This window comes from Deltaproteobacteria bacterium (assembly GCA_005879535.1).
GTDB lineage: Bacteria > Myxococcota > Myxococcia > Myxococcales > 40CM-4-68-19 > 40CM-4-68-19.
On the sequence record VBKI01000060.1, the window covers coordinates 55,912 to 78,126 of the forward strand.

General features: G+C 68.5%; 21 protein-coding genes and 1 pseudogene. 6 read left to right on the forward strand and 16 right to left on the reverse strand.

All coding sequences use genetic code 11. From position 1 onward, the window contains the following. Positions 1-25 precede the first annotated feature (25 nt). Positions 26-1,045, forward strand: coding sequence for an inositol phosphorylceramide synthase (locus E6J58_10310; GenBank protein ID TMB37936.1), 1,020 nt, complete (start codon positions 26-28; stop codon positions 1,043-1,045). Here E6J58_10310 and E6J58_10315 read toward each other — a convergent pair. After that, positions 949-1,719, reverse strand: a complete 771-nt coding sequence (locus E6J58_10315) for a hypothetical protein (protein ID TMB37937.1) — start codon at positions 1,717-1,719, stop codon at positions 949-951. The two genes, E6J58_10310 and E6J58_10315, sit on opposite strands and share 97 nt — an antisense overlap. Beyond that, positions 1,716-2,483 (reverse strand): phosphate/phosphite/phosphonate ABC transporter substrate-binding protein, encoded by a 768-nt coding sequence (locus E6J58_10320; protein ID TMB37938.1) that lies wholly within the window; start codon positions 2,481-2,483, stop codon positions 1,716-1,718. The genes E6J58_10315 and E6J58_10320 overlap by 4 nt, the downstream gene beginning before the upstream one ends. Positions 2,484-2,522: 39 nt before the next feature. Here E6J58_10320 and E6J58_10325 point away from each other — a divergent pair, with 39 nt between their 5' ends. After that, positions 2,523-4,769, forward strand: a complete 2,247-nt coding sequence (locus E6J58_10325) for a hypothetical protein (protein ID TMB37939.1) — start codon at positions 2,523-2,525, stop codon at positions 4,767-4,769. Here E6J58_10325 and E6J58_10330 read toward each other — a convergent pair. The 9 genes and pseudogenes from E6J58_10330 to E6J58_10370 all read right to left on the reverse strand — a co-directional run bounded on the left by E6J58_10330 (position 4,757) and on the right by E6J58_10370 (position 13,537). Beyond that, positions 4,757-5,643 (reverse strand): annotated as a pseudogene (locus tag E6J58_10330) (sugar kinase). The gene E6J58_10325 and the pseudogene E6J58_10330 sit on opposite strands and share 13 nt — an antisense overlap. Beyond that, on the reverse strand, positions 5,640-6,518 hold the full coding sequence (gene mtnP / locus E6J58_10335) for an S-methyl-5'-thioadenosine phosphorylase (protein TMB37940.1): 879 nt from the start codon (positions 6,516-6,518) through the stop codon (positions 5,640-5,642). Before mtnP ends, E6J58_10330 begins: the two are co-directional and overlap by 4 nt. Positions 6,519-6,634: 116 nt before the next feature. Beyond that, the gene (locus tag E6J58_10340) at positions 6,635-6,949 is read right to left on the reverse strand and encodes a hypothetical protein (protein ID TMB37941.1); all 315 of its coding nucleotides are present in this window, start codon (positions 6,947-6,949) and stop codon (positions 6,635-6,637) included. Then, positions 6,946-8,088 carry a 23S rRNA (adenine(2503)-C(2))-methyltransferase RlmN gene (rlmN, locus tag E6J58_10345; GenBank protein TMB37942.1) on the reverse strand — a complete coding sequence of 381 codons (1,143 nt, stop codon included), beginning with the start codon at positions 8,086-8,088 and terminating at the stop codon, positions 6,946-6,948. The genes E6J58_10340 and rlmN overlap by 4 nt, the downstream gene beginning before the upstream one ends. Positions 8,089-8,091: 3 nt before the next feature. Continuing rightward, on the reverse strand, positions 8,092-9,438 hold the full coding sequence (locus E6J58_10350; protein TMB37943.1) for an HlyC/CorC family transporter: 1,347 nt from the start codon (positions 9,436-9,438) through the stop codon (positions 8,092-8,094). A gap of 394 nt (positions 9,439-9,832) precedes the next feature. Next, positions 9,833-10,270 carry a nucleoside-diphosphate kinase gene (locus tag E6J58_10355; protein TMB37944.1) on the reverse strand — a complete coding sequence of 146 codons (438 nt, stop codon included), beginning with the start codon at positions 10,268-10,270 and terminating at the stop codon, positions 9,833-9,835. Between the two features lie 61 nt (positions 10,271-10,331). Further along, positions 10,332-11,957, reverse strand: coding sequence for an MCE family protein (locus E6J58_10360; protein ID TMB37945.1), 1,626 nt, complete (start codon positions 11,955-11,957; stop codon positions 10,332-10,334). A gap of 12 nt (positions 11,958-11,969) precedes the next feature. After that, positions 11,970-12,710, reverse strand: a complete 741-nt coding sequence (locus tag E6J58_10365; GenBank protein ID TMB37965.1) for an ABC transporter ATP-binding protein — start codon at positions 12,708-12,710, stop codon at positions 11,970-11,972. Positions 12,711-12,733: 23 nt separating this feature from the next. After that, complete coding sequence (locus E6J58_10370; GenBank protein ID TMB37946.1) at positions 12,734-13,537, reverse strand: ABC transporter permease; 804 nt, start codon at positions 13,535-13,537, stop codon at positions 12,734-12,736. Positions 13,538-13,608: 71 nt separating this feature from the next. Here E6J58_10370 and E6J58_10375 point away from each other — a divergent pair, with 71 nt between their 5' ends. After that, positions 13,609-14,457, forward strand: coding sequence for a cytochrome c (locus E6J58_10375; GenBank protein TMB37947.1), 849 nt, complete (start codon positions 13,609-13,611; stop codon positions 14,455-14,457). Here E6J58_10375 and E6J58_10380 read toward each other — a convergent pair. Beyond that, a complete protein-coding gene (locus tag E6J58_10380) occupies positions 14,426-15,685 on the reverse strand; it encodes an NAD(P)/FAD-dependent oxidoreductase (protein TMB37948.1) in 1,260 nt (419 codons plus the stop codon). The genes E6J58_10375 and E6J58_10380 overlap by 32 nt on opposite strands. Positions 15,686-15,715: 30 nt before the next feature. Between E6J58_10380 and alr the strand changes: the two genes are divergently transcribed. Together alr and E6J58_10390 are read left to right on the forward strand one after the other, a co-directional pair. Then, positions 15,716-16,888, forward strand: a complete 1,173-nt coding sequence (alr, locus tag E6J58_10385) for an alanine racemase (GenBank protein ID TMB37949.1) — start codon at positions 15,716-15,718, stop codon at positions 16,886-16,888. Between the two features lie 13 nt (positions 16,889-16,901). Continuing rightward, positions 16,902-17,321, forward strand: coding sequence for a hypothetical protein (locus tag E6J58_10390; protein ID TMB37950.1), 420 nt, complete (start codon positions 16,902-16,904; stop codon positions 17,319-17,321). A gap of 6 nt (positions 17,322-17,327) precedes the next feature. Here the strand turns inward: E6J58_10390 and E6J58_10395 are convergent, their stop codons facing one another. Continuing rightward, positions 17,328-18,035 carry an RluA family pseudouridine synthase gene (locus E6J58_10395; GenBank protein ID TMB37951.1) on the reverse strand — a complete coding sequence of 236 codons (708 nt, stop codon included), beginning with the start codon at positions 18,033-18,035 and terminating at the stop codon, positions 17,328-17,330. Between E6J58_10395 and E6J58_10400 the strand changes: the two genes are divergently transcribed. Continuing rightward, the gene (locus tag E6J58_10400; GenBank protein ID TMB37952.1) at positions 17,895-19,133 is read left to right on the forward strand and encodes a DUF3187 family protein; all 1,239 of its coding nucleotides are present in this window, start codon (positions 17,895-17,897) and stop codon (positions 19,131-19,133) included. The two genes, E6J58_10395 and E6J58_10400, sit on opposite strands and share 141 nt — an antisense overlap. A gap of 77 nt (positions 19,134-19,210) precedes the next feature. On the opposite strand, the gene E6J58_10405 is transcribed toward E6J58_10400, so the two are convergent. The 3 genes from E6J58_10405 to E6J58_10415 are packed head-to-tail and all read right to left on the reverse strand — an operon-like array spanning position 19,211 to position 22,133. Continuing rightward, positions 19,211-20,557 (reverse strand): insulinase family protein, encoded by a 1,347-nt coding sequence (locus tag E6J58_10405; protein ID TMB37953.1) that lies wholly within the window; start codon positions 20,555-20,557, stop codon positions 19,211-19,213. After that, positions 20,554-21,783, reverse strand: a complete 1,230-nt coding sequence (locus E6J58_10410) for an insulinase family protein (protein TMB37967.1) — start codon at positions 21,781-21,783, stop codon at positions 20,554-20,556. The genes E6J58_10405 and E6J58_10410 overlap by 4 nt, the downstream gene beginning before the upstream one ends. 41 nt (positions 21,784-21,824) lie before the next feature. Beyond that, the gene (locus E6J58_10415) at positions 21,825-22,133 is read right to left on the reverse strand and encodes an HNH endonuclease (protein TMB37966.1); all 309 of its coding nucleotides are present in this window, start codon (positions 22,131-22,133) and stop codon (positions 21,825-21,827) included. Positions 22,134-22,215 lie beyond the last annotated feature (82 nt).

Below are 22,215 nucleotides of genomic sequence, written 5' to 3' on the forward strand. Positions count from 1 at the left end.
GCACCCGGCTCACGGTGGTCTGCCGATGCTGAACGACGCTCGCGCCACCGCTTCGATGTCGGCGCGCGCTCGCGAATGGCTGCTGCCATCCCGAACGATGAAGCAGCGTTCCCTGGGGCCGGCCATCGGGCTCGTGTACGTCGCCCTGATCGGTGTCGCCGGCGGTCTGCGGATCGACCATGTCTTGATCGGCTCGCTGGGCCTGCTCGACCTGTACAACGAGAAGACGCGGACCTTCCTGCGACAGTTTCTCCCCTTCATCGCTACCGGCGTGGTCTACGACTCGATGCGATACTTTTACTGGCCGGCGATCGCGGACCGCGTGCACGTGGCGGGACCTTACGAGGTCGAGCGCGCCTGGTTCGGCATCGGCGGCCGCACCCCGAACGAATGGTTCCTCGCCCATCACTGGCCCGCCCTGGACCTGGCCTGCGGGTTCGCCTACCTCGTGTTCGTCGGTGAGTACCTGGCGGTGGCTTTCCTGCTCTTCTTCCAGCGGCGCTCCGAAGTGCTGCGAACGTTCAGCGTCGCGTTCCTGGTCGTGAACCTGCTCGGCTTTGCCACCTACTTCATCTATCCCGTCGCACCTCCCTGGTACGTGACCGAATACGGCCTGGGCCCCGCGCGGCTCGACGTGCTTCCGGCCGCCGCAGCGGCGAGCCGCTTCGATCTGCTGCTCGGAACGCATTTCTTCGACGGAATCTACGGCCGCGGCATCGACGTCTACGGCGCGTATCCCTCGCTCCACGTGGCCTATCCGCTGCTCGTGATCTGGGCAACGTTTCGCACCTCTGGGCTGCGCTGGGCGCGGGCGCCCGCGATCGGCTTCTTCCTCCTCATGTGCCTGAGCGCCGTCTACCTGCAGCATCACTATGTGATCGACGTGCTTCTCGGGATCGCGTACGCGGTCGCCACGCTGGCGCTCCTCGGAGCGTTCCCGGCGCTCGCTCACCGCAGCGCCGCGCGGGCATCGTCCGCCCATCCGGCAGCGTCCGGATCTCCGCGCCAGGCGGCGTCCATGGCGAGCCGAAGCGCCTGCGAATAGGCGCTGCGCGCCTCCGCCGCCCGACCCTTCTGCTTCAAGGCGTCGCCGAGGGCCAGCTGGTTGGGGGGAAATTCCGGCGCCGCGCGGGCCGCCGCTTCCGCCTCCGGCAGCGCGGCATCGGGATCGCCGGGACCCAACGGCCAGCCGGGCGCGCGGAGCAGGACGATCGCAAGCAGCCGGTGCGGCCCGGCGTGGTCGATGTCCGGGTCGTTGCGAACGGCGCGCCGGAGCAGGTCGACCATCCGCGGCAGCGCGTCGCGGCCCGTCGCGCTGCGCTCCCGCGCCTGCAGGCCCAGGGCAGCGGCGAGCCAGTAATCGCACGCGGCGGCAGCGGGGACGTTTTCCTCGCAGAGCTGGCCGACGATCACCGCGCTCTCGGCGAGGCGGGAGCGCTCGCCGCCGTCCTTCTCCCGTCCGATGCGAAACGCTTTGGCCCGGATTGCGCCGGCGAACGAGCCGGGGTTGCGCGGATCCGCGCGCGCCGCCTGCAGATAGAGATCCTCGGCGGCCGCGGCTTGTCCCGGCTCGCCTCGCCGCCCCCAGGCGGCGTCGGCATCGGCGAGAAGCTGCGCCGCGGCGGCGCCCGGAGCAGCGGCGATCGTCTCGAGCGGCGGCGGCTTGTGCAACGCCTGCGCGCAGCCGACGCAGAGGACCAGCAAGGCGGCGCCTCTCACCGTGCGTGCCGCCAGGCTGCGCGCGCCGCTGCGAGGGCGTGTTCGTCGAGAGGAACGAAGCCGGTCATCCGGACGCCGTCCAGCGCCTCCCGCGCGGATCGATCCTCGGCGAGTCGCAGAAAGGCCGGCTCGAGCGCCTTCCAGCGTTGGTCATCGATCCGTTTGCGGACCGTCGCGATCACGGCGACGGGGACAGGCGGCGACGTCTCGACGGGGGCAAGCGAACCGGCGAACGGGAGCGTGGCCATCGCCGCTGCCTGCGACCCGTCGAGCAGCACCGCCACCTTCTCGCCGCTCGCGGCCCGGCGGAGCGCGGAGAGCACCGCGGACGTCTGCTCGATCTCCACCCCGCCTGGCAGCTTCCGCGCCATCGCCCGAACGAACCGCTTCGAGTAGCCCGAGCTCGACTGGACGGTATAGCCCTGGAGTGAAGGAGGCCGCTCCTTGGCGGTCACGAGCGTCCACCTCTCGAGCGTCTCGCCTGACTGTGGCATGGCCGAGAGGCGAGCGACGAGCCCGAGCTCCTGCTCGTGGGCGAGGTAGAACGGAAGCGTCGCAAGCAAGAGCGCGGATTCCTTTTGCTGAAGCCGCTGCACGCCGCCCGCCGCCGTCTCCTCGTACACGGCAGTGAAGGAGCCCTCCGGCGAGTGGGTGGCCCGGGCGAGGGCGCGAGCCAGGGAGTCCATCGCCGGTTGAGCCTCCGCGGTATTGCCGGGATACCCGGGAGCGCAGACCACCAGAGTCGTTGCCGCAAGCGCGAGCATGCCGCTTCTCTACGCGAAAAACGGGATAGGTTGGAAGCGGTGAACGACCTTCCCGCCCGGATCCTGGCTCGCATCGTTTCCCTGCGCGCGCCCATCCTTCTCGTCTATGCCCTGCTGGTCCCGCTGGCCGCCGTCCGCGCCGCGCGCATCCCGTCGGAAGGCGGGCTCGAGCGCCTGATCGAGCCCAGCGATCCGGACTACGCCGCGACGCGCGAGTTCCAGCGCATCTTTCCCGATTCGCCCTCGGTGGTCCTGCTGTTCGAGTCCGACGATCCGTGGGCGCCGGCGAACGTTTCGCGCGTGGATTCGGCCGTCCGCGAGCTTCGCGCAGTGCCCCACCTCGGTGCCTTCTCCGTCCTCGATGCTGTCCGCCGGGCGCGGCCCGGCGCGCCTCTGGCGGAGCTGCGGCGGCTGGCCACAGGGACGGAATTCTTTCGCAGGCAGGGCCTTCTCGGAGATCGGTTCCTCTCCGTAGTGGTGGACCTGGACGTGCACGGCGCGGCGGAGCGCGACGGCGCGCTTTCCTCCGTCGACGCCGCCCTTGCGCGTGCGGGCGCCGGTGCGGTCCGCAGGGTCGGCGCCCCTTACGTCCAGTCCTGGATCGAGCGCGAATCCGGCGCCGCATCCGTCCGCTACTTCCCTTTCTTCGGCGCCCTGGTGGTCGGAACGGCGCTCCTGCTCTATCGGTCGGTGCGCACCCTCCTCGCGTTCGTGCTCGCGCTCGGATCCGCGGTCGCGCTGGCCGTCGCGGCGGGAGGGCTTCTCGGCTTCACCTTCACCATCGTCTCGGTGCTGGTGCCGCTCACCGTCCTCGTCACGACGCTCGCGACGCTCGTCTACCTCCAATCCCGATTCGTCGATCGCCCGCCCGGCACGCCGGTCGCCGTGCATCAGCTCGCGGCCCTTCGAAACAAGGTTCTGCCGGTGACCGCATCGACGGTCGCCGCGGTGCTGGGCTTCGCGGCGCTATCGGTGTCCAGGGTGCGGCCGATCAGGGAGCTGGGGATCTGGACCGCGCTCGGCCTCGCCATCTCCTGGCTGGTGGCATTCACGCTCTTTCCCGCCTTGCAGCTCGCGCTGCGCACACCCACCGGCACGACCCGCGTCGCGGGAGGCAGGGTCTACGGGCGCCTGGCGGCTGCGTTGCCGGCGTTCACCTTTCGCCATCGCCGCGCGCTCGTGACCACGGCGCTGCTGCTCTGCGCCGCCGGCGCCGTCGCGCTCTTCGGTATCCCGGGACGGCTCCGGCCGATGCCGGTCGCGGTCGATTCGCTCACTTACATCGATCCGTCGCTTCCGCTCCGCAGCGACCTGGTCTGGTTCCGCACGAACGTCGCGGATCTGAACGTCGCGCACGTCTGGATCCACTTGCCTCGCCCGGCCGGCACCGATCCGGAGGTCCTGCACGCCGTCGATCGCCTCCAGTCTGCGATCGAGGCCGTTCCTTCCGTGATCGCGGTGCTTGGCCCCACCACCTTTCTCCGCTTGCGTCGCTACTTCGCCGGCGGCGGAGAGCGGCTGCCCGAAGACCCCGCTCAGTTCGCGCGGGCGGCAGCTGATCTGGAACAGATGCTGCTGGCGGAACCGGGCCTGCGGGGCTACGTCGACGTGAACGGTTTCCGCGACTTGAACGTCACCGTCCTTTTCTGGCAGGGCGACGTCGAAGGCTACGCGGCGCTCTCGCGGAACATCGCGCGCGCCTGGGACGGGCTCGGAGCCAAGGCGCCGGCTGGAGCGCGAATGCGCGTGGTGGGCGAGTCGCTCCTCGAGGTGAAAGTGGGCGCGAGCCTCGTTCCCACCCTGGCGCAGAGCTTCGCCATCACGGCCGCGCTGATCTTCGTGGTCTTCCTCTTCGTCTTCCGCAGCGCCACCGCGAGAGTCCTGGCGATGATTCCCTCCCTCTTCGCCATCCTGGCGACGTTTTTGGGAATGCGCCTCTTTGGCGCCTCCCTGAACGTCGCGACGATCCTCATCGCCACCACCGTCCTCGGGACGACGGAGAACGACCAGATCCACTTCTTCCACCACCTGCACGAGCGCGACGGCCATCCGCTCGGCGATGCTCTCGCGCACGCCTTGCGCGTTTCCGGCCACGCCATCGTCTTCGCGACCCTGATCAACGCCGCCGGCTTTTTGGCGCTCTCCGTCTCCAGCTTTCCCCCGCTACGGCAATTCGGGCTCGTCACCAGCGCCGCGTTCATTCTCGCGCTGATCGCCGACTTCACCGCGCTGCCGGCGGGGCTCTGGATCGTGAATCGCCGCAGGAGGCAGGGTCAGCCGACCTGATCGGGCAGCGCGTCGAAGTGCACGAGATGGCGGAAGGCGTCGTAGCGGAGGCGCACTTCCGCAAGGTCGAGGTCCCGCAAGCGGTCGAGGCTGAAGCGCTCGACGGTGAACGAGGCGATGGTCGAGCCCATCACCGCGGCCTGCCGCAGCGCCGGGGGCTCCCCCGATTCGAGTCGCCGGCGCCGGTCGGATCGACCACGTCCGTCAGGGGGAAGGCGGGCGCGAAGAACCGGTGCTCCGCGGTAACGAGCAGCGCGCCGTACTCGCCGCGCTTGATCACCACCGACTTCGCTCCCATCCGCTGCGCTGCGTGCGCGGCCTTCATCACGTTGCTCTCGCCGGCGAGCTGGCGGACCTCGCTGTCGTTCACCATCAGGACATCCACGCGCGGCAGGAGCTTCAGCAGCTCCGCCCGCCGCGAGTTGATCCAGTAGTTCATGGTGTCGGCGCAGACGAGACGCGGGCGTTCGGCCTGGTCCAGCACCCGGATCTGCAGCTCGGGATCGATGTTTCCCAGAAAGATCCTCTCCGCCCGGCGCGCCTGCGCGCCGAGACGGGGCGAGAAGTGCTCGAAGACGTTGAGCTGCGTCTCCAGCGTCTCGGCAATGTTCAGATCGAACCCGTACCGTCCGCGCCAACGGAAGGTCTTCCCGGGGACCTTCTCGAGCCCGTCCAGATCGACGCCGCGGCGGCGGAGGAACTCCAGATCCCCGAGGGGAAAGTCCTCGCCGATCACCCCGACGACGGACACCTTCGTCAGCAGGCTGGCGGCGGCCGCGAAATAGGTACCGCTTCCTCCCAGCACGTCGTCGCGCCTGCCGAACGGCGTCTCCACGGAGTCGAGCGCGACGCTGCCCACCACCAGGAGGCTCATGCCTTGAACCTGTCTCCGAGGAGCAGCGCCAGCCGTTCCCGCGCCGAAGAGGAAATGCGGGCGGGCGCCGTGAGCACTGCGCTGTCCAGCGCGTGCCCGCAGGAGCAGGTGCGCTCGCGGATGCGGCCGAGGCCCAGGACGGCGTTGCGGATCACTTCGCGCGCCGTGGCGACGTTCTTGTGCATGGTCTCGATCACCTGCGTGACGGTGACGGCGTCGTGCGCGGGATGCCAGCAATCATAGTCGGTGGCGAGCGCGACGGTGGCGTAGCAGAGCTCCGCCTCGCGGGCGAGCCTGGCCTCGGGCATCGCGGTCATTCCGATCACGTCGATGCCCCAGCTCCGGTAGAGCTGGCTCTCCGCACGGGTGGAGAACTGCGGCCCCTCGATGCACAGATAGGTTCCGTCCGGATGGGCCGTCGCGCCGGCCGCGAAGCAGGCGCCGTTCAGGTGCTCGTGGAGCTGCGGGCACACCGGATCGGCGAACGCGACGTGCGCGACGATCCCGTCGCCGAAGAACGTCCTCGGCCGCCCCACGGTCCGGTCGATGTATTGCTTCGGCAGCACCAGATGCCCGGGCGCGATGGCCTCCTTCATCGATCCCACTGCCGAGACGCTGACCACGCGCATGGCGCCGAGCTGTTTCAGGGCGTGCAGGTTCGCCCGATACGGCACCTCGCTGGGCGTCAGGCGGTGCCCGGCGCCGTGGCGCGCGACGAACGCCACCTCCTCTTCGCCGAGCCGGCCGACGACGATCTCGTCGCTCGCGTCGCCGAACGGAGTCCGCACCTTCTCGCGGCGTACGCCGGTGAGGCCGGGAAGGTCATAAAGGCCCGAACCGCCGATGATCCCGAGCACGGCGCGCGGGTTTCGCACGGCGGGATGCCGAGGTCAATTCCCCGCCTCGCCTGTGCCGGCAGCGTCGCGAAGCTCGGCGCGGCGACGACAGTGTCCGATCTTGAAAAGGGCAATAAATGGCCACGGGGGAATACTCATAGCCCGCCCGAAATGACGCTGATTGGCCCTTTCAGGCGCATGAAGGCGCCCTTTGCCGGCGTGACGGCCGTGAACGCGATGCGCGCGGTGAGATCGAGGACATGCACGATCGTGCTACCGATGTGCTCCTGCCACGTCAGCATCACCAGCCCATCGCGAACCTCGACGGCTTCGTACTCGACGGTATCCGTGAAACCGGCGTTGTGGCCGGAAACGATCTGCACGGTCAGCTCGCGATCGGAGAGGAACGTGATGCGCGGCGTGAACGGCGGAAACGCGATCTCGAGAACCTGTCCGACGCGTCCTGTCATGCCAGGCCCCCTCGCGCCTCGCGCTGCCCCTGCACCGCGAGCTGGCCGCAGGCGGCGGCGATGTCGCGGCCGCGGTTCTTGCGCACCATGGCGGTGACCCCGCGCGCGTCCAGCGCCTTGCGGAAGGCGACGACGCGCTCGGCGCCCGGATCGCCGAAACCGAGTCCCGGATTTTCGTTGTACGGGATCAGGTTCACCTTCACCGGCAGATTCCGGAGCAGCGCCGCCAACCGGGCCGCATCCTCGTCGGAGTCGTTCACGTCGCGCAGCAGCACGTACTCGAACGTCACCCGGCGACCCTGGCGGGAGGGAAACTTCCGGACGGCGTCCATCAGCGCGGCGATGTCCCACTTCTTGTCGACCGGCATCAGCCGGGCGCGCTGGTCGTCGGTGGTCGCGTTGAGGGAGACCGCGAGCTTGACCTGCGTGTCCTCGCCGAAGCGCACGATGTTCGGCACCAGGCCGCTGGTCGAGACCGTGATGTGGCGGTGGCTGAAGTTCGCCCCCTCTTCGCTGAGGAGCAGCTCGAGCGACCGCATCACGTTGTCGTAGTTGTGCAGCGGCTCCCCCATTCCCATGTAGACGAGGTTCGTCAGCGGCCGCTCTCCCGGTACGCCGAGGCGTCGCAGGTCGTCGTTGACGCGATAGACCTGGTCGCAGATTTCCCCAGCGGTCAGGTTGCGCACGAGTCCCATCGTCGCGGTCATGCAGAAGCCGCAGCCCATCGCGCATCCGACCTGCGTGGAGACGCAGAGCGTTCGCCGCACGCGGATGTCGGGCTCCTGCTCGTCCGCCTCCGGATCGAAGCTCTGCGGTCCCGACTCGTCCGGCATGTAGACGCTCTCGATGAACTTGCCGTCCCAGGTGCGCATCCGGTACTTGCGCGTTCCGTCGCTCGACTGCTGGACGGCGTCGACGGCAAGCGTCGTCAGCCGCGTTTCCGCGGCGAGCCGCTCACGAAATGCGCGCGGCAGATCCGTCATGGCGTCCAGCGACGCCGCGCCCTTGCGGTGCAACCAGGAGTAGAGCTGGCGCGCCCGGTACGGCTGCTCCCCCAGGCGCGAGACCAGCGCGGAAAGCTCGGAAAAGCCCAGCGAGCGCAGGTCGGGCCGCGCTGCGTCGTCCAGCAGGGGAAGCATGTCTCAGTGGACTTTGTCCGGCGGGACCGGCAGCTGCAAGGGTCCCGGCTGCTTTTCCGGCCCGGAATGCTGGGGCCCGGTCACGGCGGAGCCGGCGGCGGGCTTGCGGGCGATCTCCACCTTCTGCACCCGCCGGTCATCCGCCGCCTTGACGGTGAACGTGAGCCCGCCCCAGACCACGAGCGAGCCCGTGGGCGGCACTCGTCCGGCGGTGGAGGTGAGGAATCCGCCCAGCGTCTCGTAGTCGCCGCCCTCGGGGAAGTCGACGCCGAGGTGCTCCTCCAGGTCGCGGATGGAGACCTGCGCGTCGGCGAGCACCACGCCGTCGGAGAGGATCTTGATGCGCTTCTCCTCCACGTCGCTCTCGTCGTGGATCTCGCCGACGATCTCCTCGACCACGTCCTCGAGGGTGACGATGCCGCTGGTGCCGCCGAATTCGTCGACCACGATGGCGAGATGCGTCTTGCGCCGCTGCATCTCGGTCAACAAGCGCGAGACCTTCATCACCTCGGGCACGAAGAACGGCTTGCGCACGTACTTCGTGAGCTGGAATTCCTCCGGTTGGATTCCCTTCTTCACGTCGGCGAGCAGCGTCTTGGCATGGAGGACGCCGACCATCTCGTCGAGGCTGCCCCGGTAGACGGGGATGCGCGACAGCTCGCTCTCCGTCACCAGCTTCAGCGCCTCCTCGTAGGTGGCGGTCTCTTCCAGGGCGACGACCTGCGTCCGCGGGATCATGATCTCCTTCACTAGGACTTCGGTGAAGGCGAGCACGCTGGAGAGCAGCTCCTCGCGCACCTTGTCGATCGATCCCTGCCGGGCGCCCATCTCGATCAGGTACTCCAGCTCCTGCGAAGTGACGGATTCGCCGGAGGGCGGGCTGCTGCCGATGGCGCGGCTGAGCGCGCGCGGGATCTGCACGAACAGCCACGCCAGCGGATAAAGGACCCAGTACACGAGCGCGACCAGCGGCATGATGAAGATCGCGTATCCGCTGGCATGACGCTTGGCGAAGGTCTTCGGCGTGATCTCGCCGAACAGCAGGAGGATGACCGTGGTGAGCCCGGTGAGCACCGCGATCGCGTGGCTGTAGCCGGCCTCGTCCGCAATCAAAGCGGTCAGCGAGCCGAGGCCGACGTTGACGAGCGTATTGCCGAGCAGCAAGGCGGAGAGGATCCGATCCGGATGGTTCTGCCAGAGCTTGAGGAAGGCGGCGCTACGTCGCCCACTGTCGATGAGCGAACGGACACGCGCTTCGCCCAACGCGGTGAGAGCCGTTTCCGCGCTGGAGAAGAAGGCCGCGCCCAACAGGCCGACGACGAATGCGAACCACTGCCAGGATGGGACCAAAGCCGGGCGAGTCTAACCGGCGCCCCACCGAGCCGTGGCGCTCGGATTGGATCCAGAGCTGCGCCCACCCGCGCGTAGTGGCGGAAAGCTCCCACTGTTCGTGCACGCGCCAGGCCTGCCCGCGACGCGCTGCGTGAATGGTCCGCGCGGGGCCGACGGATCCGTCGCTGTGCTTCCACGCGAAGGTGATATTGCCCGCGCGCGCGGCGAGGATGGTGCCGGTAAACACCAGCTTGACCGGGCAATTACCAAAGTAGATTGCCTTGCTCGCTTCCGCGTGGGACCAGCGCACGACGCGGGGTTCCGCCGATGCGGCGGTGCAGAGCAGCGCGGCGATCGCTCCGATCCGCATTCCCGACCACTGTACCGGCAGAACCGGAGCGGACGAAGGGAACTACTTCTTCCAGTCGTACCGAACGAGCTCGGTCTGTGCGAAGAAGTAGGCGATTTCCGTCGTCGCGTTCTCCGCCGAGTCCGAGCCGTGCACGCTGTTGGCCTCGATGCTCTTCGCGAAGAGCTTGCGGATGGTGCCCGGCGCCGCGTTCGCGGGGTTGGTCGCGCCCATCACTTCACGGTTGCGTGCCACCGCGTCCTCGCCTTCGAGCACCTGGACGATCACCGGCCCTGAGGTCATGTACTGCACGAGGCTGCGGAAGAACGGCCGTTCCCGGTGCACGGCGTAAAATCCCTCCGCCTCCTGCTGCGTGAGGTGGAGCATCTTCATCGCCACGGGCTTGAGGCCCGCCTCTTCCAGCTTGGTCAGGATCTTCCCGAGCACGCCGCTCTGCAGCGCATCGGGCTTGAGGATGGAAAGCGTCCGCTCGGTCGCCATCGCGCGTGGCACCTAACACGCTCGTCCGCGAAGTTCAACGCATCATCGCGCTGGCGCGATGTCAGAAGCGCGAGGTGGCGAGTCCGACCAGCTTGCTGATGTCCTCGTCGGTGAAATAGAGCCCGGCTCCGAGGAAGAAGTCACGGCCGGACACGATCCGGGTCACATCCGGCGTCTCGACCCGCGGAGGATTGACCAGATCGTCGGCGCCGGCGGTGATCAGGAGGTGATCGAGGAACCGGTAATCCAAGTACACCTTCACCCGTGGATGGTCCTTGAGAGGGTTGGCGAACTCGAACGCGTCGGCCGACAAGGTGAGCGCGTCGTTCAGCAAGTGCAGTTTGAGGCCGATCCCGCCCGTGTTCTCGAGAATGCCGAACCGTCCGCTGAACGGCCCATAGCGCTTCGCCATGTAGGCGCTGAACTTGAGCTGCCGTTCGGTGGTGGTGGTGATCACCCTGTCGGGGTAGTTCGGATAGCACACCAGCGTGCCGCAATTGGCGGTGTTCGTGGTCTCCACCCGCCGGGTGAGTCCGCGTGGATCGTCGACGATCTCGAGCCCGTACCACTTGTCGGGCCTGGGGATGATCCGGAGACCGAAGTAGTTCTTGGTCCACGGATTGTAGGCCGTGTTCGCGGTGATTCCGGCCAGGTTGGTCGGGTTGTCGATGGTGCCGCCGCCGGGCGCGCCGATGAACAGCTCGCTGCGCCAGTTCACCTCGATCTTCAGCCTCTCCGCGCCCCCCAGGAGATTGGTGAGCGAGGAGGATGCGCGGTCGAGGTTCTTCGCGAGCTTGTCGTCGTTGATGAGATGGCCGACGGTGCCCTGCCCCTTGTTGATCTTGTCGGTGATCTCCTGGAAGTTGGTGAGCGAGGCGTCAAGCTTGGCGAGGTTCGACTTCAGGCTCTTCACGCTTTCCTTGAAATCGCCCTGCTGCTGGTTCGAGCCCACGACCTGGCCGATGGTCTTCAGGATGTCCCGCGCCTCCCGCGTCGCGTCCCGGGTGTTCTGCAGGATGGCCACGATGTCGCCGCTTTCGCTCGAGGAGAGCTCCGCCAGATCGCCGGAGAAGCGCTGGAAGTTGGCCAGGGTCGCGTCGAGCTTCGCGCCGCTCTGGTTGATGATGCGCTCGATCCCTTCGCTGATGCGCAACAGCCGCGACACCAGCGTGCGCATGTTGTCCTCGCCTTCGGTGCCGCCCAGGACCTTCCGCAGGTTGCCGGTGATGTCGGAGATGTCACCGGCGATCTTGTTCAGCGACTGGAATACGTCGTTCATCGAGGGCTGGCGGATGACGATGCGGATCTCGTCGCCGTCCTGCAGCTGGGGCTGGTCCGGCGTGCCCGGGCCGACGTCGAGGAGGAAGTCGCCGAGGATGGATTCGCTGCGCTTGGTGATGGTGGCGTTGCGGTGGAGGACGAACTGGCGCCGTACGCGGAGCCAGACCTTCGCCTTGGAAAGCTGCTGGTCCAGCTCGACGCGGTCGACCTGGCCGATGGGGATGCCCGCGATCTGGACGCGCGAGCGGACGCCGAGGCCGGTGGCGTCGTCGAACACGGCGTAGACATTGTAGGTACGGTTCGCACCGAACTTCTCCGCGCCGATCAGGTACAAACCGAACCCGAACGCGGCCACCGCGAGGGCGACCACGAGTCCGACGCGCAGCGGAGTCCAGAACGATTGCACGTCCCTCCGATCCTACGTCCTTCCAAACCACGTCGCGAGAAAGTGCTGTGTAAACGGCTCTTTGGTCTTGCGCACTTCCGCCGGTGTTCCTTCCGCCACGATGCGGCCCTCGTTGATCACCGCGATGTGATCGCCGATATGAAAGGCAGACCCGATGTCATGGGAAATGACCACGCTGGTGACGGAGAGCCGCTCGCGCGCATGGATGATCATCTCGTCGACGCTCTCGGTCGTGATCGGATCCAACCCGGTGGTCGGTTCGTCATAAAGCACGATCTTGGGATCGCGAATGATGGCACGCGCAAGTCCGACGCGCTTGCGCATGCCCCCGGACAGCTCGGCGGGGAACTTCTGTTCGACCTCGTGCAGATCGACGACCGCGAGCTTTTCCTTCACCTTTTCCAGGATCTCCTTCTCGGACATGCCAGTCGTGTTGTGCTCGCGCAATGGGAAGGCGACGTTGTCGCCCACCGTCATCGAATCGAAGAGGGCGGAGCTCTGGAATACCATGCCCATCCGCTCGCGGAAGACGGCCAGCTCCTGCCGGCCCATCGTGGAGACGTTCTGGCCGTCCACGATGACCTGACCGCGGTCCGGCTTGAAGAGTCCCATGATGTGCTTCATCAGCACCGTCTTGCCGCTCCCCGACCCGCCCAACACCACGGTGGTGGTGCCCTCCATCATCTTGAGGTTGATGCCCTTCAGTACGCCGAAACCAGCGAAACTCTTCCACAAATCCTGAACGTCGATCACCGGCTCCGGAGCTTGCGGAGGACTCATCCTCCCAATCCTCCGCCCGGCTGCTGAGGGCCGCTCAGCGAGATCGCCGTGTAGACGTAGTCGATGGCGAAGATGGCCACGAGGCCGCCGACCACCGCCTGCGTGGTGGCAATGCCGACGCCGCGCGCCCCGCCCTCGGCACGGTACCCGCGGTAGCAGGCGATCATGGTGACGACGAAGCCGATCACCGAGGCCTTGCCCAGGCCGTTGGTGATGTCCTTGACCTCGACCAGCGTCTGGATGCGGTTGAGGAACGTCCCCGGCGAGAGGTCCTTTGCCCAGACCGCGATGCCGTAGGCGCCGAAGGTCAACAGCGGCGCGGCGATGGCCGCGGCGACGATGCGCGGGACGACGAGGTAGTTGAGCGGATCCACCGCCATGGTCTCGAGCGCGTCGATCTGCTCGGTGACGCGCATGGTCCCCAATTCGGTGGCGGCGGCGGATCCGACGCGCGCCACCAGGACGATGCAGGTGAAGATCGGCGCCAGCTCGCGCGCGAGTGAAATCTCCACGGTGGCGCCGACCAGCGATTGCGCGTTGAAGAGCCCGAAGGCGTAGACCGTCTGCAGCGCCAGCACCATTCCGGTGAAGAGACCGGTGAGGCCGACCACGAACATCGAGCCGTAAGCCATGAACTCGAGCTGCACCATCAGGAGGCCAACCCGGTACGGCCGGCGCGCGATGGCCATCACCGACTGGCCCGTGAACAAAGACAGCTCGCCGAGCACCACCAGCGGGCGCTCCAGCGGCTTCAGCCAGCTCGGTCGCGGCTTCGGGGCCACGGCGGTCTGCTCGGCCATCGCCGCGTTTCTATCCCGAGACGCGGCGCGGCGCGAGTTGTGTATGGCTGTCCGAAGCTGAACCTGGCGCGTTGCGCGCCCGGACGACGATGGTCAGCGTCGCGCGCATGTGGCTCGCCGTGCTCCTCGCCGTCGCTCCCGCGGACGCGGCGCGCGCGTATTCGCTGCTCTCGTATGTCGGCGGCGACTACGCATCGGCGGTCGGTCCTCGCGGCGAAGTGATCTCGCGCCAGGAGCTGGACGAGCAGAGCGCCTTCGCAACCGACGCGGCAGAGGGCCTCCGCGCGGCGGGAGCTGCGGATCTCGCGGAGCAGGCCGATTGCCTTCGCAGCCGAATCGTGGCTCTGGCGGCGCCCCCCGAAGTGATGGCGCTTGCGCGAGCGCTGGCGGCGCGCGTGGCGGCCCGGTTCAAGTTGGCGATGATCCCCGAGCGCGCCCCGGACCTCCGCCGCGGAAACGAACTGTATCTGCAGGCCTGCGCGGCCTGTCACGGCGCGGACGGCTCGCCGCGCGTCGGGCAGCTCGAGCTTACGACGCAGCCGACGGCATTCTCGTCGAGGCAGCAGGTGGCGCGCCTCAGTCCGCAACGCATCTTCTCGGCCGTCAGCTTCGGCGTACCGGGCACCGCGATGCCGTCGTTCTCCGACGCGTTCGACGAGGCGGCGCGCTGGGATCTGGCGTTCGCCGTCCTCCTCCTCCCGCACCCGCCGGAAGAGCTGCGGCGCGGCGAGGAGCTGGTGCGCAAGCTGCCGCGGCGACCGGACTGGCTGCAGCTGGCGGTGCGTACCGACGATCAGCTCCGCGGCTCGCTCCAGCAAAGCCCATTCTCCGCCGAAGATCGCGAAGCGGTGATCGCCGCGGTGCGGGCGACGTTCGCCGACGCGAAGGTCACGACGGCAGACGCCAATCGCGGGCGGTGATCAATCGCGCCGCACGCTTGGAAAACACGTAGCTCCACACCCATTGCGAGAAGACCACCAGGCGATTGCGGAAGCCGATCAGGTAGAGGATGTGGATGAAGAGCCAGGCGAGCCAGGCGAGATAGCCGGTGAGCCGGAACCGGCCGGTCTGCGCGATGGCCCTGTGCTTGCCGATGGTGGCCATCATCCCCTTGTCGCGGTAACGGAATGGCGTCCGTGGCCGGCCGTCGATCGAGGCGAGGACGTTGCGCGCCGCCGCACCGCCTTCCTGGATGGCGGCCGGCGCCAACCCCGGCACCAGGCCATATCCCTCCTCGTCGCGGTGAGCCATGTCGCCGATGACGAAAGCATCGGGGTGGCCGGGGATGGAAAGATCCGCGTTCACCTTCACCCTGCCCGCGCGGTCCAGCTCGACGCCGAGCGACCGTGAAAGGCTCGAGGCCTGGACGCCGGCTGCCCAGAAGACGCTCTTCGCCTCGATCCGCTCGCTGCCGACGTTCACCCCATGCGCATCGATGCCGCTCACCGCCGAAGACGTGCGCACCTCGACGCCGAGCGCGCGCAGATCGTCCGTCGCGCGGCGGGAGAGCTCTTCGGCGAACGCAGGCAGGATGCGGGGCCCTGCCTCGATCAAGAGAACGCGCGCGCTGGCCGGATCGATCCGGCGGAAGTCGCGCACCAGCACCGTCCGGCTGATGTCGGCGATGGCTCCGGCGAGCTCGACGCCCGTCGGCCCTCCGCCGACGATCACGAACGTGAGGAGCTGCCGCTGCGCGGAAGCATCGGGCTCGTTCTCCGCCGACTCGAAGGCGAAGAGGATGCGCCGGCGGATCTCCGTGGCTTGCTCGAGCGTCTTCAGTCCCGGGGCGAACTCCTCCCATTCCGGATGCCCGAAGTAACTGTGCTGGGCTCCGCAGGCGAGGATCAGGAAGTCCCACGGAAGCTTCGTCCCGCCTTCCAGCGCGATCTGTCGCTGCGCGAGATCGACGGCGGCGGCGCGTCCCAATCGCACGCTCACGTTCGCGGCCCGGGTGAACTGCGCGCGCACCGGCACGGCGATGTCCGCCGGGTTCAGGCCCGCCGTGGCCACCTGATACAGCAGCGGCTGGAAGAGGTGATGATTTCGTTGATCGACGATGGTGACCTGCGCCGCCGGGTGCCCCGCGAGCGTCCTCGCCGCCTCCAGGCCGCCGAAACCGGCGCCGACCACGATCACTTCTTTCGCCATCCGCTGCCACCACTACTACACTCGTCGTGAATGGGGTCGCGCTTTCCGGCGGAATCGTCGTGGCTCGAGATCGATGCCGCGGCTCTGGCGCACAACGCGGCCACCTTCCGCGAAGTGCTCGGCGCCGGCGTGCGCCTGGGCGGCGTGCTCAAGGGCAACGCCTACGGGCACGGGTTCGCGGAGGTGCTGCCCTTCGCACACGCCGCCTGCGATGCGCTCTACGTGATCGACGCGCGCGACGCGCTCGCCATCCGCGAGTTCGAGGCGCGCACCGCGGCGCCGCCGCGGGAACTGCTTGTGCTCGGGCCGGTCGGCCCGGACGAGGCGGTCGAGCTCGCTCGCGCCCGGATCGGCCTGGCCCTGACCGATGCGGGACAGGCGCGATTCGTCCCCGCGCTCCGCGCTGCCGGGGTTCGCCTGCGGGGTCATGTCCATGTGGACACCGGGCTCGGTCGCGAGGGGTTCGCCGCAGGCGAGCTTTCGTCCGCGCTCGCTTTCCTCGCCGGGGCGCCGGACGCGATCGAGGTTGCCGGAGTGCTTTCCCACTTCGCCAACACCGAAGATGTGACCGAGCAGAGCTACGCTGCGCAGCAGCTTGCGGCGTTCGACGAAGGCGTGCGGCGGGTGCGCGAGGCGCTGCGGATCCCGACGGCGCTCGAGCGGCACATCGCCGCCAGCGCCGCCGCCCTGCTCCTGCCTCAGGCGCGGCATGACGTCGTCCGGATCGGCATCTCGCTTTACGGGCTCTGGCCATCGAGCGAGACGCGGCTCTCGGCCCGCGCCCTGCTGGGCCGCGTGCCCGAGCTGAAGCCGGCGCTGTCCTGGCGCTGCCGCAGCCAGCTCACGAAATGGCTTCCGGCTGGAAGCTTCGTCGGGTACGGCTGCACGTACCGCTGTCCGGTGGCAACGCGGATCGCGGTGCTGCCGATGGGCTACTACGACGGATATCCGCGGTTGCTCTCCTCGCGTGCGCATGCGCTGGTCAACGGGCAGCGCTGCCCCGTGCTCGGACGCGTGATGATGAACCACGTCGTCATCGACGTCACACGCGCTACGCAGGACGAAGGGCCCGTCACCGCCACGCTGCTCGGGCGCGACGGGGACGAGCAGGTGTCCGCCGATCAACTCGCCGTCTGGGCGCAAACCATCAACTACGAGATCGTCACGCGAATCGGCGCGCACCTTCGCCGCGTTGTGATCTAAGGTCCGTCGCGCCATGGCGACAGCCCTGAGGGTCGGCGGCGACATCGACGCGTGGTGCACGCGCTGCAAGATGAATCTCGGACACACCATCCTGGCTTTGGTGGGGACGAGACCGGCGCGGGTGCGCTGCAACACCTGCCAGGGCGAGCACAACTACCGGGGAGACGGCGGCGACGGGCCGCGCAAGGGCTCCTGGGAACCGCGTGAAGCGCGCGAGCGGCGTGAAGCCAAGCCCTCGGTGACGAGCTGGGAGGCGTTGCTCGCAGGGAAGGATCTCTCCCGGGCCCGCAAATACTCGGCGAAGGAGAAGTACGCGGCCGAGGAGCTGATCCAGCACCCCTCGTTCGGCATCGGGCTGGTCCAGGAGGTGCGCGGGGACAAGATCCAGGTGGCGTTCAAGGCCGATGTGAAGACGCTGGTGCACGGGAAGTAGGAAGGCTCAGAAGGTCGACAGGCGGCGCGCGGCCCGGAGCAGATCCAGGCAGCGCGCGATGTCGTCGGGAAGCGGCGACTCGACCCAGAGCCAGCCCCGCCCGCGCGGATGCGGGATGCGCAGGGCGGCAGCGTGCAACGGTGTGCGGGCCAGCACGACGGTCGCCGGATCGGGCGCCCCCGACCAGAGGTCTCCGACCCGCAACCCACGGTCGTCTCCGTAGCGTGGATCGCACGCCAGCGGATGGCCGATCAGGGCGAGATGGACGCGGATCTGGTGCGTGCGGCCGGTCCGCGGCCGGCAAGCGCAGAAGGTGTATCCGCCGAATCGTTCCTTCGGCTCGACCGCCGTCTGCGCCGCACGGCCCCCCTGGTTGTTCCCGGCGACCCGGACCCGACCCCCTCGCGGCTCTCGCAGCGAAGCGTTGATGCGCTGCGGCTTGGCGAGATCGCCGCGGACGAGCGCCAGGTACGTCTTCTCCGCGCGCCTGCTCTCGAAAGCCGCGTTCAGCGCCCGATGCGCCTCGCGCGTCACGGCGAACAGGACGACGCCCGAAGTGTCCCGGTCCAGCCGGTGCACGGGCAGGGCATCGGGGGCGATTGCGCGAACCTCTTCGGACAATGCCGGCCCGCCGCTGCCGCGGCCGGGAACGGTCAGCACGCCGGCAGGTTTGTCGACGGCGAGGACCTGGGCGTCGTGGTGGAGGATCCGCACGGACCGGACGCTAACAGACTGGGGGCGTCGGAATGGACGTTACCAGCATTCGGAGTAAGTTCCCGCTGCGTGTTCGCGCTCGTTGCCGCCCTCGTCGCCGCCGGTGGCCCGCTGGGCTTGCGCACCCAAGGACCGCTCCGGGAGCTGTTTCTCGAGGTCACCGCGGCGGACGCGCGGCCGATCGAGCATCCCGAGATCGACGTGCGCTGGAGCGTCGCCAACACCTGGAACGAGCCGATGAGCCTCCGGCGCGGCAGCGAGTGGGCCAGCCAGACGATGGACGAGCAGGCCGACGCGCTGACTCTGCGCGTGAGAGCCCCGTGGCCGGGTTTCGCGACCGTGTGGACCGCCTTGGAGTGGAAGGTGACGGAGCACTGGGGCGGCTGGAGCGACGCGCCGATCGAATCGTGGCATTCGCTGACCGGCGCCTTCAACTACCAGCGGTCGTTCTATCGCCGAAACCAGGTCCGGCTGCTCTATGCCGATGCGCAGGGAACGGCCTTCGACGTGCGCTCCTCCACGCTGGCGCCCGGCGACCTCACCGCTCGCACGCAGATCCTCTTGCTCGACGCTCCGCTCGCCGTGGCGGCGCGAGTGGACCTCAAGATCCCCTTCGGCTCGCTTTCGTCGGCCGGAGGGTCCGGCGGTTTCGATGCCGGCGCCGGGCTGGTCGCGACCTGGGCGCTCTCGCCGGTCGCGGCGCTGCACGCGATCGTCGCGGTCAGCCGCTTCTCCAACCTGTCCGCGTCTACCGCCCTGCAACCCAAGCGGTGGCACTTCAGCGCCGAAGCGTCGTTCGAGCTGGAAGTGGGCGGCGTGACGCTGCTGATCGAAGACCGGTTGCTCTCGCCGCTCCTGCAGCCGGGATGGGGTCGCTCGGACGGGAACTCGGATCAGGACGCGCTCCTCTCCAGCGGCCTGTACGCGGACTTCCGCCCGCACAACCAGATCAGCTTCGGCCTGCGACGCGGGCGAATCACCACCTGGCTGAGCGAGGACTTCACGCCCGGTCACAACGCGGCGAGCGTGCTGAAATGGGCCTGGGTCTCCAATGCGCCCGACATCGTCGTGGGCATCGCCTTCACCCAGCCGCTGTAGAGGGCGGGGACCTAGTCCCGAGGCAGCGCGCGGACCACCGCGGCGCTGCGGGACAGCCGGCGCGACCACGCGCCGGGCTAGCCGAATTCCTCGAGCTGGCGCACTTCGATCGGGCAGAGGCCGTCCAGCGCGCGGCGCGAAGCCTCCGCCTCCCCGACGACGATCAAGAGCGCCCCGTCGCGCGCTGGAGACAGCTCCGCCGCCATTTCCCGCGCCTGCGCCGACGTCACCGCCAGCACCCGACTGCGGTAGGTCTTGAGGTGCTCGAGGCCGAGACCGTCGAGGAGCGCGTCGGCGATCTGCTCGGCCAGTGCCTCATGGCTTTCCAGGCCCAGCGGGAAGAGGCCGGCGAGAAACCGGCGCGCCTTGTCGATCGCCTCCTCTTCAGGTCCGGCAGCGGCGTACGCGCGCATCCGCTCGAAAGCGAGGTCGACGAGCTCGCGGAGCGTTTCGTTCTTGGTGAAGCTGGCGAAGACGCTCAGGCCCGCCCGCCGGTTCATGTGCAGCCGCGTCGATACGGAGTAGGAGAGGCCGCGATCCACGCGGATCGCGTCGACCAGCAGCGAAGTGAACCCACCGCCCAGCGCGGTGTTCGCGACGACCGCCTCTGCGTACCGCGGGGTCGAGCGCGGCAGGCCGGGAGCCACGATGCGGACCTGCGCCTGGGTGGCGTCGGGCTTGTGGATCACGACGGCGCGGTTCGTCTGCGAGGGCGCAAGGGCGGCGAACTGCAGCGCTCCCCGCTGGCTGCGGCCGGGCCACGACGGTTCCCATTGCTGAAGCTTGCGCTTGAGCAGATCGATCAGCTCACCTGGCGCGGACTGTCCAACGGCCGCGAGCAGAGCGCCCTGTTGCTGGTAGCGGGTGGCGTGGAAGCTGAGCGCGTCCTCGCGCTGGAAGGTCTCCACGTCGCGGCGGAATCCCGGTGCTGGATGCGAATAGGGATGTCCCGGCCCGTATCCGAGTGAGACCAGCGCCCGTCCCGCGACGGTGCTCGGTTCGTCGAGCTCGCTCTGCAGCGCGGCGATGGTGCGTCGCCGCCCGGCGGCGACCTCGGCTTCCTCGAAGGCCGGTTCGAGCGCAACCTCGAGGAGCGCATCGAGGGCGCGCTCGGCGAGCTCGGCCGGGACGGTCAATGCCAACGCTGCTTCTTCCATCGAGACGTCGCTGAAGAGCTGCGCGCCCATCGACTCGATCATTTCGTCGACGTCCTGGGCGGGGCGCCGTTTCGTTCCGCGCCGCAACAGGTCCACGGTGAACTGCGCCAGCCCGGCCTTGCCGCGCGGATCCTCGCACGCGCCGGCCGGCAATGAGAGGCGCACATGGAACAGGGGTAGTCCGCGCTTCTGCACGGCGAGCAGAGTGAGGCCGGAAGGGAGCTTCTCGATCTGCAGCGGCGGGAGGGCGACGTCGTGCGCGATCACGCCTCCACCTCGCCCGGGATCAAGGTGACGACGTTGCGACGGTGCGGCGGGAAGGTCTTGCGCGCGACCCGCTGGACGTCAGCGGCAGTGATCGACGCGTAGCGGTCGGGCAGGTCGAGCATCGCGCGCCAGCTCCCGAGCATGACCTCCATCTGGCCGATCGTGTGCGCGCGGCCGTTGGTGGTGGCGAACGCCCGGAGGAGCTGCGAGCGGACCAGGTTCTTCGCCCGGTCCAGCTCGTTCGCGGGCATCTGCTCGTCGCAGACGCGCATCAGCTCGGCCCAGAGCGCTCCTTCCGCCCGGACCGGGTCCACGCCGGGGTTGAGCTTGAGCGAGATCTCGAAGAGGCCGGGATCCATGCGCCAGGCGAAAGAGACGTGCGCGTCGACGCAGAGCTCCTGCTGGTAGACCAGCGCCCGCTTCAGGCGCGCGCCCTCTCCGGCGCTGAGGGCGGCCTCGATCAGATCGAGGACCAGGGAATCGGGGTCTCTGCCGCCCGGTCCGCGAAAGCCGGCGAGCAGGGCTGGCGCCTGCGAGGGATAGCGGATGACGGCGCGGCGCTCGCCCTTCTGCGGCGGCTCTCCCGTCGGCACTGGCGGCAACCCGTCGCCGGCCGGGACCTGTCCGTACAGCCGTTCGATCTCCCGCAGCGCGGCCCCGGGCTCGAAGTCGCCGACCAGCACCAGCGTGCAGTTGTTCGGGGCGTAGTAGGTGCGGAAGTAGCGCTCGCAGTCCGGCCGCGCGATCGCCTCGATGTCGCTCATCCAGCCGATCACCGGCCAGCGATATGGATGGGCGAGGAAGGCGAGCGCGCCCAGCGCCTCGTCGAGCATTCCGTCGATGTCGTTGTCGGTGCGGAAGCGGCGCTCCTCCTTCACCACGTCGCGCTCGCGCGCGAGCGAAGCGTCGTCGATCAAGAGCGACGCCATCCGATCCGACTCCAGATCGAGCACCAGCGGGAGGGCCTCGGAGGCGAAGTCCTCGTAGTACGCGGTCACGTCGTTGGAGGTGTACGCGTTGGAGGTGCCCCCCGACGCTTCCAGGCGGCGGTCGAATTCCTTCGGGCCATACTTCTTCGACCCGTTGAACATCATGTGCTCGAAGAGGTGCGAGATGCCGGTGATGCCGGGACGCTCGTTGCGCGAGCCCACCCGAAAGAAACTGTAGAGCGTACAGACGGGCAACGAGGTGTCCGGCAGCAGCCGGATCTGCAGCCCGTTGTCCAGGCTGCGTTCCTCGACAGGGAAGTCCTTTTCCGAGAGCGGCATCAGTCCTCGCCGGGCGGGTGCAGAGGCTTCATCATGACCTGCTCCGCGGGGGTCATCAGCCTCTTGCGGGTGTTGCATTCCTTGCAGGCCGCGACGACGTTGCCCTTCGCACTCTGCCCCCCGCGGGCGACCGGGACGATGTGATCCATGGTCAGCGTCGCGGGCGGCACGGTCCGGCCGCAATACGCGCAGATGCCGCGTTGGATCCGCCGCCGCCACCACGCCGTCTTCCGCAACGCGCGGGCTTTCTCGCGCTGGCGGGCGACGTGGGCGGGGTCGGCGGCGAGGTCGAACCACTCTTCCGTCATGCGCGAAGCGTTGTAACCCGCCGGGGCAGCGGCTTCCATGGCTGGGTAGCGGGTTTCCCACCCCCCAAGCGCCTGCTCGCTG

What these genes read in the sequence shown, in the direction of transcription:
- E6J58_10310 (TMB37936.1), top strand. Translation starts at nt 26, where the DNA reads ATGCTGAACGACGCTCGCGCCACCGCTTCGATGTCGGCGCGCGCTCGC.
- E6J58_10320 (TMB37938.1), bottom strand. Translation starts at nt 2,483, where the DNA reads ATGCTCGCGCTTGCGGCAACGACTCTGGTGGTCTGCGCTCCCGGGTAT.
- E6J58_10340 (TMB37941.1), bottom strand. Translation starts at nt 6,949, where the DNA reads ATGACAGGACGCGTCGGACAGGTTCTCGAGATCGCGTTTCCGCCGTTC.
- rlmN (TMB37942.1), bottom strand. Translation starts at nt 8,088, where the DNA reads ATGCTTCCCCTGCTGGACGACGCAGCGCGGCCCGACCTGCGCTCGCTG.
- E6J58_10355 (TMB37944.1), bottom strand. Translation starts at nt 10,270, where the DNA reads ATGGCGACCGAGCGGACGCTTTCCATCCTCAAGCCCGATGCGCTGCAG.
- E6J58_10370 (TMB37946.1), bottom strand. Translation starts at nt 13,537, where the DNA reads ATGGCCGAGCAGACCGCCGTGGCCCCGAAGCCGCGACCGAGCTGGCTG.
- E6J58_10380 (TMB37948.1), bottom strand. Translation starts at nt 15,685, where the DNA reads ATGGCGAAAGAAGTGATCGTGGTCGGCGCCGGTTTCGGCGGCCTGGAG.
- alr (TMB37949.1), top strand. Translation starts at nt 15,716, where the DNA reads ATGGGGTCGCGCTTTCCGGCGGAATCGTCGTGGCTCGAGATCGATGCC.
- E6J58_10390 (TMB37950.1), top strand. Translation starts at nt 16,902, where the DNA reads ATGGCGACAGCCCTGAGGGTCGGCGGCGACATCGACGCGTGGTGCACG.
- E6J58_10415 (TMB37966.1), bottom strand. Translation starts at nt 22,133, where the DNA reads ATGACGGAAGAGTGGTTCGACCTCGCCGCCGACCCCGCCCACGTCGCC.